The organism is Mesorhizobium sp. WSM4311 (assembly GCF_002295115.1).
Classification (GTDB): domain Bacteria; phylum Pseudomonadota; class Alphaproteobacteria; order Rhizobiales; family Rhizobiaceae; genus Mesorhizobium.
In genome coordinates, this window is record NZ_NSFV01000003.1 from 603427 (window position 1) to 615859 (window position 12433).

Genomic DNA, 12433 nt, shown 5'->3' on the forward strand with positions numbered 1-12433 from the left:
ATGTCGCCGCTCACTGCGTCTCATGCAGCGGCTGGGGGCGCCATTTCGCCAGGCGATCCTCGACCATGGTCATCAGATATTCGGCGCCGAGCGCCACCACCATGACGATGACGATGGCGGCATACATGCCGGCAGCGTCGAAGGATCCCTTGGCGATATTGATCAGCAGGCCGATGCCATAGCGCGAGCCGACGAATTCGCCGACGATCGCACCGATGATGGCAAAGCCGAAGCTGACATGCAGGCTGGCGAAGATCCAGCTCATCGCCGAAGGGACGATCACCGAGCGCGTCAACTGCCAGTTGGAAGCCCCGAGGATACGGGCATTGGCAATCATTGCCCTGTCGGCCTCCCGCACGCCCTGGAATGCATTGTGGAAGACAACAAAGAAAACCATGACGAAGGCAAGCGCCACTTTCGAAGCGAGGCCAAGGCCGAGGATCATGATGAAGATCGGTGCCAGAACCACGCGAGGGATGGAATTGATCACCTTGATGTAGATGGAGAAAATGTCTGCGGCCATCCGGTTGCGACCGAGCGCGACACCGATGATGATGCCAGCTACCGAACCGGTCACGAAGCCAATGACCGACTCCTCCATGGTAACATAGAGATGATACCACAGCGGCCCCTCGGATGTTCCTTCCGTCGTCCATTCATAGAGCCGCTGCGCGATCGCACTCGGCATCGCGTAGAAGAACGGATCGATCCACGCCTGGCGCGCGGCAATCTCCCACAGGCCGAGAAAGGCGAGCAGGATGGCGACCCGCCAGAATATGACGGTGCGGCGGCGGCGCTGCGATGTTTTTGCCGCGGCGGCTTCGATTTCCGCGTCGGAAGTGCCAGGCTTGAAAGCGCCTGCTCTGATGTCGATTGCGGCATCGGTCATGGCTTTCCTCCTCAGGCTGCCGCGCGTGCATAGCTGGTCTCGACCTCTTCCTTGAGGTCGGCCCAGATGGTGCGCGAGTAATCGATGAAGCTTTGTTCGTAACGGATGTCGGCGACGACGCGCGGGCGCGGCAGGTCGATCGTGTAGACCGATTTCACGGTGGCCGGCCCGGCGGTCAGGACATAGACCTTGTCGGCCAAGGCAATCGCCTCTTCCAGGTCATGGGTGACGAAGACCACGGAAGCCTTGGCTTCGGACCAAAGGCGCAGCAGTTCCTCATGCATCAGCACGCGGGTCTGCACGTCAAGCGCTGAAAACGGCTCGTCCATCAGCAGGATCTCCGGACCGTTTATGAAAGTCTGCGCCAACGCCACACGCTTGCGCATGCCGCCTGAAAGCTGGTGCGGATAATGCTGCTCGAAACGCGACAGCCCGACGCGCGCCAGCCAGTCGCGCGCCGCGGCCGTGGCTTCGGACTTGGCCTTGCCGCGAAAGAGCGGACCAGCCATCACGTTGTCGATCACGGTTCGCCACGGAAACAGGGCATCGCTTTGGAAAACAAAGCCGATGCGCGGGTCTATACCCTTGACCGGTGCGCCCATGACACGAACCTCGCCGGCACTTGGGCTTGCCAGCCCCGTGACGAGATTGAGTGTGGTGGATTTTCCGCAGCCGGTCGGGCCGACAACGGCGACGAATTCGCCGCGCTGTACGGTCATGGTGAAGTCGCGCAGTGCCGTCAGCGATTTGCCGGTGGGTGAAAGGAAACGCCGACTGACGTTGATCAGCTCGATAGCCGGTGCATTTTTTTCAATAGCCATGGTGGAACTCCTGGATAAGAGCAGACGCCCGCCGTCGGCCCCAAGGTCGCCGGAGGTGAAAACTGAGGGCACCGGCGCGATGTCGTTCATCGCGCCGGTACTGTCTGCTACTTGGCGTTCTTGACGAATTCCGAGGTGTAGGTCTTGGCAAGGTCGATCTGCTTGCCCTGCAGTTCCTTCTTGAAGGCTGAAAGAACCGTCAGCACTGTCTCAGGTCCACCCTCGGGCATGATCCCGTCGGGGGTGAACATCGCCTTGCCGGCATCGAGGGCCTTCACATAGCCTTCCTTGTCGCCGACATAATAGTCCTTCGGCATCTTGTCGGCGATCTCGGCGCCGCTATGCGAATTGATGAACTTCTGCGTCTTGACGAAAGCGTTGGCCAGCTTCTGCACGATGTCCTTGTGCGCTTCGACCCAATCTGTCTGCATATAGAGTGAGGCGGCCGGGTAGGTGCCGCCGAGAGCAGCCTTGGTACCTTCTATCGTGCGCATGTCGATGAGGACGGACGCTTCGCCAGTCTTCAGCAGCCGCGTGATCGTCGGCTCGGTCGTCATGCCCGCCTGGATCTTGTCCTGCTGCATGGCGGCAATGAAGGTGTTGCCGGCGCCGACCGGAACCGAGGTGAATTCGCCGAGCTTCAAACCGTTCTTGACGGCAAGATATTCCGTAAGAAAATTCGTCGATGAGCCTAGACCGGTCACGCCCAGGCTCATGCCCTTGAAGTCGGCGGGCGACTTGATCTCGGGATGCTTGGTCGAAACGAGTTCGACCTCGCCCGGCGCCTGGCTGAACTGGACGACGGATTCGACGAATTTGCCCTTGGCCTGCAGATCGATGCAGTGATCATAAAAGCCGACAACTCCTTGCACGGCACCGGCAAGCATCTCGTTTTCGGCGTCGACCCCGGCCGGCTCATTCAGCAACTCGACGTCGAGACCCTCGTCCTTGAAGTAACCGAGTGCTTCGGTCAGTTTGGCTGGCAGGTAAATCTGCTTCTCGTAGCCGCCGACCATGATGGAAACTTTGTCGGCAGCGTGTACGGACGGCGCTGACAAGGCCATGGTGGCGACGAGTGCGGTTGTGGCGGCTGAATCGAGCAGAATTCGCGCGAGCGACATGGCCTCTTCCCTTTGTTCGTTTCCCGCGCCCCTCTCTCTCCCATCGCTTTTGCGCGACAATATGGGGGCGCCGGACAAGAGTTATGGCACCAACCTTTCATCCAGCTTTCAGGGTAAAGCCGAAAATGACGGCAAGGCTTGCGGATCGGCAAGCCGCAGCCGGCGCGCAGTCACGGCGGCGTGAAAATGCACGCCGTGCCAGTTCAGCGGTCAAATCCCAGCACGTCGCGCATATCGTATTCGCCGGGCTTGCGTCCCGACAGCCAAAGTGCCGCGGCGATGGCGCCACGGGCGAACATGATGCGGTCGCCGGCAGCGTGCGACACGGTAACAAGCTCGCCTTCGGCACAGAAGCTGACGCTGTGTTCGCCGACGATGCTGCCGCCGCGAGCCACCGCAAAACCAATCTCGCCGGCCGGCCGTCCGCCGGTGACGCCGTCGCGGACGCGCCTTGCGACCGCGTCCAGTTCGACGCCGCGTCCACCGGCGACGGCCCGTCCCAGCATCAGCGCGGTGCCCGACGGCGCATCGATCTTGTGGCGATGATGCGCCTCGAAGATCTCGGCGTCCCAATCTTCGGGGGCGAGGGCTCTCGCCGCCCGCTCGACCAACCCGACCAGCATGTTGAGCCCGAGCGAAAAACTGCCGGAGCGGACGATGGGAACCGTTTTCGCGGCATCGGCTATATCAGCCAGTTCGGCGGCATCGAAACCGGTCGAGCCGATCACCAAAGCGGGGCCGCCCCGGTTTGCGCAAACCCTCGCCAGATCGGCCGAGGCCGCAGGCGTGGTGAAATCGATCACCACATCGGCCACGGCGAGCGCCTCGTCGCGGCCCACCAGCCGGTCGCCGACACTGCCCGAGCGATGGAAGCGGGCGGCAAGCGCCAGCCGCGGATCGGCCAGAACGGCCTCGGCCGTCTGCCGCCCCATGCGGCCCAGCGCCCCGGCGATGGCGATCCTGATCGGCGGCTGCACCATGGTTTCAGCTATTTCCACATGCCGCGCATGCGCGCGCCGATATCGACGCGCACGTCCGGCCGGGGCGCCCTGCCCTGTGCCGCCTGTGCGCCCGGCCACGACATCTGCTGGAACGCGGCGAGAATCGAAGCCGGGATAAAGCGCGTGCGTGAGGCATAGAGATGGCGATCGCCGCGCGCGGCCTGGCCATGGGGAAAGAAGCGCTGCGGCATGACGAGGTTGAGGCAGTCCTTGGCCCGCGTCATCGCCACATAGAGCAGCCGGCGCTCCTCCTCGATATCTTCCTTGGTGCCGACGCCGAGATCGGCCGGGATGCAGCCATCGACGGTGTTGAGCACGAAGACGTTCTTCCACTCCTGGCCCTTGGCCGAGTGGATGGTCGAAAGGATCAGATAGTCCTCGTCACGATGCGGCGGTCCAGCCTGGTCGCTGGTCGCATCAGGCGGATCGAGCGTGAGCTCGGTCAGGAAGCGCTCGCGCGAGGCGTAGCCCGAGCCGATCTGCTCGAGTTGCAACAGGTCGGCGCGGCGTGTGATGGCATCCTCATGGATGCGTTCCAGATGTGGTTCGTACCAGAGCCTGACCTGTTCGAGATCGGCTGGCCATTTGGCGCCGGCCCGCAGGCCGGAATAGAGCGAGACGAAACCGGGCCAGTCGTCCGCCGCGCGCTGCGGCGGCCGCCATCCGGCCAAGCCCATCGCTTCATCCAGCGCTGTCGTCATCGTCTCGACGATCTGCGCGGCAGCCGAAGGGCCGATACCCGGCATCAGCTGCAGAACGCGAAAGCCGGCGACGCGGTCACGCGGGTTTTCGGCAAAGCGCAGCACAGCCAGCACATCCTTGACATGGGCGGCATCGAGGAATTTCAGGCCACCGAACTTGACGAAGGGAATGTTGCGCCGCGTCAGCTCGATCTCCAGCGGCCCGCTGTGGTGCGAGGCGCGAAACAGCACCGCCTGCGATTTCAGTGCCGTACCGGCCTCGCGCTCGGCGAGGATGGTATCGCAGACGAAGTTGGCCTGCTCGACCTCGTCGCGGACGCTGACCAGCCTTGGCTTGTCTGATGATTTGCGCTCCGACCAAAGGTTCTTGGTGAAGCGCTCCGAGGCCTCGCCGATCACCGCATTGGCGGCGGCCAGAATGGTTTCCGTCGAGCGGTAATTGCGCTCCAGCATCACCACATCGGCGGCCTGCCCGAACTGTGTTGGAAAATCGAGGATGTTGCGCACCTCGGCGGCGCGGAACGAATAGATCGACTGCGCATCGTCGCCGACCACCGTCAGCCCGGCGCCGTCGGGTTTCAGTGCCATCAGGATCGAAGCCTGCAGGCGGTTGGTGTCCTGGTATTCGTCGACCAGAACATGGTCGAAACGCCCGCCCAGATGCGCCGCTATGTCCGGCTCGGCCGCCATCTGCGCCCAGTAGAGCAGCAGATCGTCATAGTCGAGCACGTTCTGCGCCTGCTTGGCCTCGACGTAACCGGCGAACAGGTGCTTCAACTGCTCGGCCCAGCCGGCGCACCAGGGGAAGGCCGACCCCAGCACTTCGCCGAGCGGAGCCTGCGCGTTGACGGCGCGCGAGTAGATGGCAAGGCAGGTGCCCTTGGTCGGAAAGCGCGCTTCCGTTTTCGAGAAGCCGAGTTCGTGGCGCACCAGATTCATCAGGTCGGCGGAATCCTCGCGATCATGGATGGTGAAGGCCGGGTCGAGGCCGATCTCCAGCGCATAGTCGCGCAATAGCCGGGCGCCGATGCCGTGAAAAGTGCCGGCCCAGGTCAGCGCATCGGTGATCACCGCGGCGTCGCGGCCGAGCACCTCGCCGGCAATACGTTCGACACGTTTCGCCATTTCGGATGCGGCGCGCCGGGAAAAGGTCATCAGCAAGATACGGCGCGGGTCGGCACCCCTGACGATGAGATGAGCGACGCGATGCGCCAGCGTGTTGGTCTTGCCCGAGCCGGCGCCGGCAATGACCAGCAACGGCCCGGCGATCTTGCCGTCACCATGCTCGACGGCCTGGCGCTGGGCATCGTTCAGCCGCGCGAGATAGGCGGGCTGGGCAGTCGATTCCACAAAGGTCGAATCATGAGCGGCGAGGTTCATCGCCCATCAAGCATCGTTTCCGCTTTGTTCGCAACATAGAAGCTTTGCGACGGCCCCTTGGTCTTGGCGCAACTCTCAAGGGAAAGCGCTACGCTTTTCCAGGGAAAACCGCTTCACACTTTTCCTGGAATTGCTCTACCGCCGGGGATCGACACCCATGGCCGCCGATTGGCGGCGCAGAGCTTCGCGGTCACTTCTCGGCGCGGGCAGCAACAGGGGATTGATGTCGCCGGGCACGTCATCGATCATCTTGCGCGCGAGGCGGTAAGCGAGAAAGGCAAAAGTACCTGCCAGAAGCAAACGGATCATGCCGCGGTCTCCTCTGATGAGGGTCAACCGGAAACATGACGGTTTGTTCCATCGCGCCAAGTTCGCAACCAAACCGATGGCGGGTCGTTGAAAGCAAGGAGGCGATAGCGATGAAGAAGCTAGGATTAGCCCTTGTCCTGGTCGCTTTGGCTGTCTCGGCCTGCGACAACAAATTGCCACCGACCAAGGCTCCTGGTGCCGAACAAAGCTCCTATGCCAGCAATCCTGTCATGAACACGGAGAGTGTTGGGCAACTGAGATGATCCCGGTGCACTGAGGACCCGTCGAAACCTCATTGCATTGCCGCGATGCATTCTTCGAGCCGCTCGAGGCGGAACTTGGCATTGCGCAATTCGTGCCCGGCGTCCTGTTGCAACTGACGGCCTCGGGCCGGGAATGCCATTGTAAGGTTTCTTTCGAGTTCGGCGATGCGCGCACGCACCTGCCGCGCCTCATCCTGACGCAACGCCCTTATCCAGTTCCGCCCGCGCATTGGCCTTCCCGCAACAGCCAAGGACCAGCGTCTTCCATGCCAGAAAGACGCTAACGCCCTGCATGTGCGAATATTCTAAATTTAATGAATGCTAATTTACCAGGCGGTCGGCGCGGGAAGAAGGCCGGCGCCGCTTGGGAGGAGAAGGCGCCGGCCAAGCGGATAAATCAGGTCCGCCGCACCACACAGCCTAGCTGAGTCTTGCCGCTGCGTCATGTGGGATCGCGGATTTCGGCCTTTTCCAGGCGTTTTCCACCGGCAAAGGCGTGCCGAAGGGGGTCCGCGGCCGGTCAAATTCCGAGCCGTTGCCTGGCGATGGCGGCATGGAAGCTGGCGCCGAAGACCAGCCCGTCATCATTGAAGTCATAGCTGGAATTGTGCAGCGGCGCCGAGGCCTCGCCATTGCCGAGGAACACGAAGCAGCCCGGCACGTGATCGAGGAATCGGGCAAAATCCTCCGACGCCGTCATCGGCTCGCGGGCAACCGCGACATTGCCGGGATCGAAGATCTTCTTGGCGGCGGCGAAGGCCGCCTCGACCAGTTCGGCATCATTGTGCAAAGGCACGAATTCTCTGGTGTAATGGACCTCGGCGGCAATGTTGTAGGCGGCCGCGGTGCCCTCGGCGATGGTGCGCATCTGGCGTTCGATCGCCGCGCTGACCTCGGGGCGAAAACTGCGCGTATCGCCGAGGATGCGGGCAAGACCAGGCAGCGCATTGCGGGTGCCATCGGTGATCAGTTCGGTCACCGAAACCACCGCTATGTCGGCCGGGCTCAGGCGGCGCGAAACGATGGTCTGCAGATTGGTGACCAGCGCACAGGCGGCGACCAGCGTTTCGTTGCCCGAATGCGGCCGCGCCGCGTGGCCGCCGAACCCCCTGAGCACGATCTCGAAATTATCCTCTGCCGACATGACAGGGCCGGCACGGGTCTCGAAATGCCCGACGGGAAGGCCAGGCATGTTGTGCAGGCCAAAGATCTCGTCGAAGGGAAAGCGCTGCATCAGGCCGTCGTCGAGCATGGCCAGCGCGCCCCTGCCCCACTCCTCGGCCGGCTGGAAGATGAAGCGCACGGTGCCGTCGAAACCACCCTCACCCGCCAGCAGCTTTGCCGCGCCAAGCAGCATGGCGGTGTGGCCGTCATGGCCGCAGGCGTGCATGACGCCGGGATTGCCGGAGCGGTAGGGCGCGCTCGATTGCTCCGATATGCGCAGCGCATCCATGTCGGCGCGCAACGCAATGGCACGGTTGCCGGTGCCGCGCTTCAAAGTGCCGACGACGCCGGTGCCGCCGACACCCTCGGCGACATCGTCCAGGCCGAATTCCCGCAGCTTGGCCGCGACGAAGGCCGCAGTGCGTTTCTCCTCGAAGCCGAATTCGGGGTGCGCGTGCAGGTCGCGCCGCCAATTGATCATCTCTCGCTTCAGCGTTTCTGGATCGAGTTCAGCCATTTTGTTCAGCCCTTGAGCGCGGCGAGTTCAGCGACGACATCAAGCAGGATGTTGGCACCGGCAACAAGCTCGGCATCCTCGGTGTATTCATGCGGGCTGTGGCTGATGCCTCCGGCGCTCGGCACGAAGATCATCGCCGCCGGCGCCATGCGCGCGATCATCTGCGCGTCATGGCCGGCGCCCGAGGTCATTCGCCGCGAGGCAAGCCCGCGCTTCCTGGCGGCAGCCTCGATCAATTCGACGACCTGCCTGTCGAAGACAACCGGCTCGAAGCGGGCCAGCCGCTCGACCGACACGGTGATGCCCTCGGCGGCGAGCTGTTCGAGAAAGGCGGCCAGCGACGCCTCCTGTGCTTGCAGGCGCTGCTCGTCGGGATCGCGCAGGTCGACGGTGAAGACGGCGCGCGATGGGATGACGTTGATGGCATTCGGCTCGAATCGCATCGTGCCGACGGTGGCAACGGTCGGCGCGTTGGAGGCCGCTGCAAGGTCATGCAGGAAGGTGACCACGCGTGCCGCGGCATATCCGGCGTCGCAGCGCATCGACATCGGCGTGGTGCCGGCATGGTTGGCGACGCCATCGAGGGTGATGCGCTGCCAGGAGATGCCTTGCAGGGTCTCCACCGCGCCGATCGGAATGCCTTCGCGCTCCAGGAGCGGCCCCTGTTCAATGTGCAGTTCGACATAGAGGTGCGGCTTGAGAAAGCCGGGTTCGCGTTCCCCCGCATAGCCGATACGGGCGAGTTCCTGCCCGAGCGTGCTGCCGTCGGTGCCGACAGCGGCGAGCGCCGCCTCGACATCGACGCCGCCGGCATGGACCAGCGAGCCCATCATGTCGGGGGAGAAGCGCACGCCCTCCTCATTGGTGAAGGCCGCGACGGCGAGCGGGCGCGCCGGCGGGAAACCCGACGCCTTCAGCGTCTCGATCACCTCCAGCCCGGCAAGCACGCCGTAGCAGCCATCATAGATGCCGGCGTCGATGACTGTATCGATGTGCGAGCCGATGAGCAGCGGCGCTTCGCCCGCATTGCCGGCACTTTGCCAGATGCCGAAAATGTTGCCGATGCGGTCGATAGCGACATCGAGCCCGGCCTGCCGCAGCCAGCCGAGGAAGAGGTCGCGGCCCTGTCTGTCGGTGTCGGAGGCCGCGAGCCGGGTCAGCCTGCCCTCGCCGTCGCGGCCAACGGCGCCGAGTTCGCGGATACGGCCAACCAGGCGCTGTGCATCGACAGCAATCATGCTGTTGCCTCGGCAGCGAGCTTGCCGGCCAGCACCTCGGCCGGGCTCAAGCCGACCAGTTCGGCATAGCGATGCGGGTCGGTGGCGCCTTCGGTGTTGACCACCAGCACGCGGGATTTGCCGTCGAGGCCTAGATCGGCCCTGTTTTCGGCCATCGCCCGGACCAGTCCGGCAAGACCGACGCCGCCGCTCTCGCCGGCGACGATCACCGGATCGCTGCCGGCAGGCCGGGCCAGCCGCCGCATCACCGCGACGGCGTCGTCCTCGTCCACGGTCATGAAGGCATCGGCGACGCGCGCCAGCACGCGCCAGGCGACCTGAGAGGCCTCATAGCATTCAAGCATGGCCATGACCGTCGGCTGGTCGTGCGCCACCTTGACCACATGCCCTGCCCGGGCAGCCGCGACAACGCAGGCCGCGCGCGCCGGCTCGACGACGGTGAAGGTCGGCCTGGCGTCGCCGAGCACGATGGCGAGATGGCCGGCCACCGCCGCGGCAATGCCGCCAACGCCGGCCTGGACGAAGACATGGGTTGGCGGTTCGCCGAGTTGGCGCAGCGCTTCGCGCACGATCGCCGTATAGCCCTGCATGACCAGGCCGGGGATGCGCTCATAACCGGGCCACGACGTATCCGACACCACGCTCCAGCCCTTCTCGGCCGCGACCTGCGCCGCTTGCCTGACCGAATCGTCATAATTGCCATCGACGCGAACCATCTCGGCGCCGTAGCGGGCTATGGCAGCAATGCGCCCGTCGCTGACGCCGGCATGGACAAAGATCACGGCCCTAGCGCCAGCAAGCTCGGCGCCTTGCGCGACCGAGCGGCCGTGATTGCCGTCGGTGGCGCAGGCAAATGTCATCTTCGCGGCGACCGAGCGAACATCGGCACGATCGAGATCCTCGATATCGACGGGGCGGCCAAGGCGCTTGCCGGCCTCTTCCAGCACCAGGCGGAAAACAGCATAGGCGCCGCCCAGCGCCTTGAAGCTGCCCAGGCCGAGACGAAAGCCCTCATCCTTGACATGCAGCTCAGCGAGGCCAAGTTCGCCCGCCAGCGTCGGCAGCGCGTGCAGCGGCGTCATCGCGTGATTGTCACGATGGGCGAGAAAGCGCTCGACCGTGTCCGCGCCCGCGATCCCGAGGGTTTCGGCATCGGTCGCATCAAGCGGCTCACCGTGCAAGGCATTGCGATTGGGCAGGAACACTGGGCGCCTCCTTGGCAGTTAGCGACAACATATTGCAGGACAGGCGCAAAGAGCGCTGTAATTAGGCCTGCGAAATGCAAGTTTGTTTCACCGGGATGCCGCCCGTTGCCTCCATCATCGCCCTCACTCGACAGTTTCGATTTCGCCATCCTTGCCATCCTGCAGCGAGACAACACGACACCGCAGCGGCTGATCGGCGAAGCGGTGAACCTGTCGGCACCGGCGGTGCAGCGCCGCATCAAGCGCATGGAGCAGGCGGGCGTCATTGCAAGCAATGTCGCGATCATCGAACCCGCGGCGGTCGGCCAGCCCATCTTCGTCGAGGTGGAGCTGGAAAGCGAGCGCACCGAGCTTATCGACGGGGCCAAGCGGCAATTCTCGCAAACGCCCGAAGTGCAGCAATGCTATTACGTCACCGGCGAGGCCGACTTCATCCTCGTCATCACCGTAGCCGACATGGGCGCCTATGAGGCGCTGACGCGAAAGCTGTTCTTCGGCAGCAACAATGTCCGGAAATTTCGCACCTTCGTGGCCATGGACCGCGTCAAGGTCGGGCTAACCGTGCCGTTGCCGGGTTGAGCTTGCCGGCGGGCAGGGTCCAGTCCGTCCCGCCATGCTTTTGACATTCTCAGGACGCGAATTGAGCTGGGAGGCGCGCTTGGACGACACCACGACAGTAGCGATCATCGGTGCCGGGCCGGCGGGCCTGGCAGTCGCCGCATGCCTGCGGCAGGCGGGCGTCGACTTCATCATCATCGAAAAAGAGCAGCAGGCCGCGCCTGCCTGGCGGCGCCATTACGAGCGCGTCCACCTGCATACGACCAAGCGCTATTCGTCGCTGCCCTTCGTGCCCTTCCCCAAACACTATCCGCGTTATGTGCCGCGTGCGCTCTTCGTCGACTATCTCGATGCCTACGCGCAACGCTTCGACCTCAAGCCCCGCTTTGGAGAAACGGTGAAGGCGGTCACCCGGGACAGTCGCGGCTGGCGTGTGGACGCGCTATCCAGGCCGTTGCGCGCCAAACATGTGGTGATCGCGTCAGGTTACAATGCCGAGCCCTTGCGGCCCGGATTTGCCGGTATCGATACCTTCACGGGCAAGACATTGCACAGCGCGGACTATCGCAATGCCAGGCCTTTCGCCGGTCAGTCGGTGCTGGTCATCGGCATGGGCAACACCGGTGCGGAGATTGCGCTCGATCTGGCGGAAAACGGCGCACGGCCGACGATTTCCGTGCGCGGCGGCGTTCATATCGTGCCGCGCGAACTGTTCGGCGTGCCCATCCAGATGGTCGGCATGGCCGCGCGCCTGGGGCCGCAGCGCTTCAACGATGTTCTTTTCCCGGTCATTCTCGACCTGGTGCTGGGCAGGCTGGAAAAATACGGGCTCAAACGGCCGGGACAGGGACTGCTGGAGCAGATTGCGATTGCATCGCGCATTCCGGTGATCGATGTGGGCACCATCGGCAAGATCCGCGAAGGCGCGATCAAGGTCGCGCCCGATATCGCCGAGATTTCGGAACGCGGCGCCCGTTTCGCCGACGGCAAACACGGCGAATTCGACGCGATCATCTTCGCCACCGGTTACCGGCCGGGCTATGCCAGATTTCTCGAGCCCGGCATCCAGCCGGACCGCAGTGGAGTGACCCCCAAAGCTTCGGATCTCGGCCTCTACCTCATCGGTTTCCACAATGCAGTCACCGGATTGCTGCGCGAGATCGGGATCGAGGCCCAGGCGATCGCCGACGACATAAGGCACCGGCTGAACAGGACGAAGGCGGCCGAGATCTTGCCGGTGTGATGGGCTCGCGGACGACCTGGTTC

At 63.8% G+C, this 12433-nt stretch carries 13 protein-coding genes; 3 read left to right on the forward strand and 10 right to left on the reverse strand.

Translation table 11 applies throughout. The features are described from left to right. Positions 1-10 precede the first annotated feature (10 nt). The 6 genes from CK226_RS10410 to CK226_RS34855 all read right to left on the reverse strand — a co-directional run bounded on the left by CK226_RS10410 (position 11) and on the right by CK226_RS34855 (position 6222). On the reverse strand, positions 11-889 hold the full coding sequence (locus CK226_RS10410; RefSeq protein ID WP_095791791.1) for an ABC transporter permease: 879 nt from the start codon (positions 887-889) through the stop codon (positions 11-13). Positions 890-900: 11 nt separating this feature from the next. Further along, positions 901-1710, reverse strand: a complete 810-nt coding sequence (locus CK226_RS10415; RefSeq protein ID WP_095791863.1) for an ABC transporter ATP-binding protein — start codon at positions 1708-1710, stop codon at positions 901-903. A 107-nt stretch (positions 1711-1817) separates the two neighbouring features. Then, positions 1818-2831, reverse strand: coding sequence for an ABC transporter substrate-binding protein (locus CK226_RS10420; protein WP_095791792.1), 1014 nt, complete (start codon positions 2829-2831; stop codon positions 1818-1820). 203 nt (positions 2832-3034) lie between these two features. Further along, positions 3035-3811 (reverse strand): 4-hydroxy-tetrahydrodipicolinate reductase, encoded by a 777-nt coding sequence (dapB, locus tag CK226_RS10425; RefSeq protein ID WP_095791793.1) that lies wholly within the window; start codon positions 3809-3811, stop codon positions 3035-3037. Positions 3812-3819: 8 nt separating this feature from the next. After that, positions 3820-5913 (reverse strand): ATP-dependent helicase, encoded by a 2094-nt coding sequence (locus CK226_RS10430; RefSeq protein ID WP_095791794.1) that lies wholly within the window; start codon positions 5911-5913, stop codon positions 3820-3822. A 135-nt stretch (positions 5914-6048) separates the two neighbouring features. Further along, positions 6049-6222, reverse strand: a complete 174-nt coding sequence (locus CK226_RS34855; RefSeq protein ID WP_095791795.1) for a hypothetical protein — start codon at positions 6220-6222, stop codon at positions 6049-6051. A 110-nt stretch (positions 6223-6332) separates the two neighbouring features. Here CK226_RS34855 and CK226_RS34860 point away from each other — a divergent pair, with 110 nt between their 5' ends. Beyond that, positions 6333-6485: a hypothetical protein gene (locus tag CK226_RS34860; RefSeq protein ID WP_179296321.1), complete on the forward strand. Its 153-nt coding sequence runs from the start codon at positions 6333-6335 to the stop codon at positions 6483-6485. A gap of 29 nt (positions 6486-6514) precedes the next feature. Here the strand turns inward: CK226_RS34860 and CK226_RS10440 are convergent, their stop codons facing one another. The 4 genes from CK226_RS10440 to CK226_RS10455 form a co-directional block, all read right to left on the reverse strand. Further along, on the reverse strand, positions 6515-6688 hold the full coding sequence (locus CK226_RS10440) for a hypothetical protein (protein ID WP_245437719.1): 174 nt from the start codon (positions 6686-6688) through the stop codon (positions 6515-6517). A gap of 317 nt (positions 6689-7005) precedes the next feature. Continuing rightward, positions 7006-8166, reverse strand: a complete 1161-nt coding sequence (locus CK226_RS10445; protein WP_095791796.1) for a M20 aminoacylase family protein — start codon at positions 8164-8166, stop codon at positions 7006-7008. A 5-nt stretch (positions 8167-8171) separates the two neighbouring features. Next, positions 8172-9404, reverse strand: coding sequence for a Zn-dependent hydrolase (locus CK226_RS10450; RefSeq protein ID WP_095791797.1), 1233 nt, complete (start codon positions 9402-9404; stop codon positions 8172-8174). Further along, positions 9401-10609, reverse strand: coding sequence for a diaminopropionate ammonia-lyase (locus tag CK226_RS10455; protein WP_095770639.1), 1209 nt, complete (start codon positions 10607-10609; stop codon positions 9401-9403). Before CK226_RS10455 ends, CK226_RS10450 begins: the two co-directional genes overlap by 4 nt. Before the next feature lie 105 nt (positions 10610-10714). Between CK226_RS10455 and CK226_RS10460 the strand changes: the two genes are divergently transcribed. Continuing rightward, positions 10715-11188, forward strand: coding sequence for an Lrp/AsnC family transcriptional regulator (locus CK226_RS10460; protein WP_095791798.1), 474 nt, complete (start codon positions 10715-10717; stop codon positions 11186-11188). A gap of 34 nt (positions 11189-11222) precedes the next feature. Continuing rightward, a complete protein-coding gene (locus CK226_RS10465) occupies positions 11223-12410 on the forward strand; it encodes an NAD(P)/FAD-dependent oxidoreductase (RefSeq protein ID WP_179301014.1) in 1188 nt (395 codons plus the stop codon). Positions 12411-12433: the final 23 nt, after the last annotated feature.

What these genes read in the sequence shown, in the direction of transcription:
- CK226_RS10410 (WP_095791791.1), bottom strand. Translation starts at nt 889, where the DNA reads ATGACCGATGCCGCAATCGACATCAGAGCAGGCGCTTTCAAGCCTGGC.
- CK226_RS10415 (WP_095791863.1), bottom strand. Translation starts at nt 1,710, where the DNA reads ATGGCTATTGAAAAAAATGCACCGGCTATCGAGCTGATCAACGTCAGT.
- CK226_RS10420 (WP_095791792.1), bottom strand. Translation starts at nt 2,831, where the DNA reads ATGTCGCTCGCGCGAATTCTGCTCGATTCAGCCGCCACAACCGCACTC.
- dapB (WP_095791793.1), bottom strand. Translation starts at nt 3,811, where the DNA reads ATGGTGCAGCCGCCGATCAGGATCGCCATCGCCGGGGCGCTGGGCCGC.
- CK226_RS10430 (WP_095791794.1), bottom strand. Translation starts at nt 5,913, where the DNA reads ATGAACCTCGCCGCTCATGATTCGACCTTTGTGGAATCGACTGCCCAG.
- CK226_RS34855 (WP_095791795.1), bottom strand. Translation starts at nt 6,222, where the DNA reads ATGATCCGTTTGCTTCTGGCAGGTACTTTTGCCTTTCTCGCTTACCGC.
- CK226_RS34860 (WP_179296321.1), top strand. Translation starts at nt 6,333, where the DNA reads ATGAAGAAGCTAGGATTAGCCCTTGTCCTGGTCGCTTTGGCTGTCTCG.
- CK226_RS10445 (WP_095791796.1), bottom strand. Translation starts at nt 8,166, where the DNA reads ATGGCTGAACTCGATCCAGAAACGCTGAAGCGAGAGATGATCAATTGG.
- CK226_RS10450 (WP_095791797.1), bottom strand. Translation starts at nt 9,404, where the DNA reads ATGATTGCTGTCGATGCACAGCGCCTGGTTGGCCGTATCCGCGAACTC.
- CK226_RS10465 (WP_179301014.1), top strand. Translation starts at nt 11,223, where the DNA reads ATGCTTTTGACATTCTCAGGACGCGAATTGAGCTGGGAGGCGCGCTTG.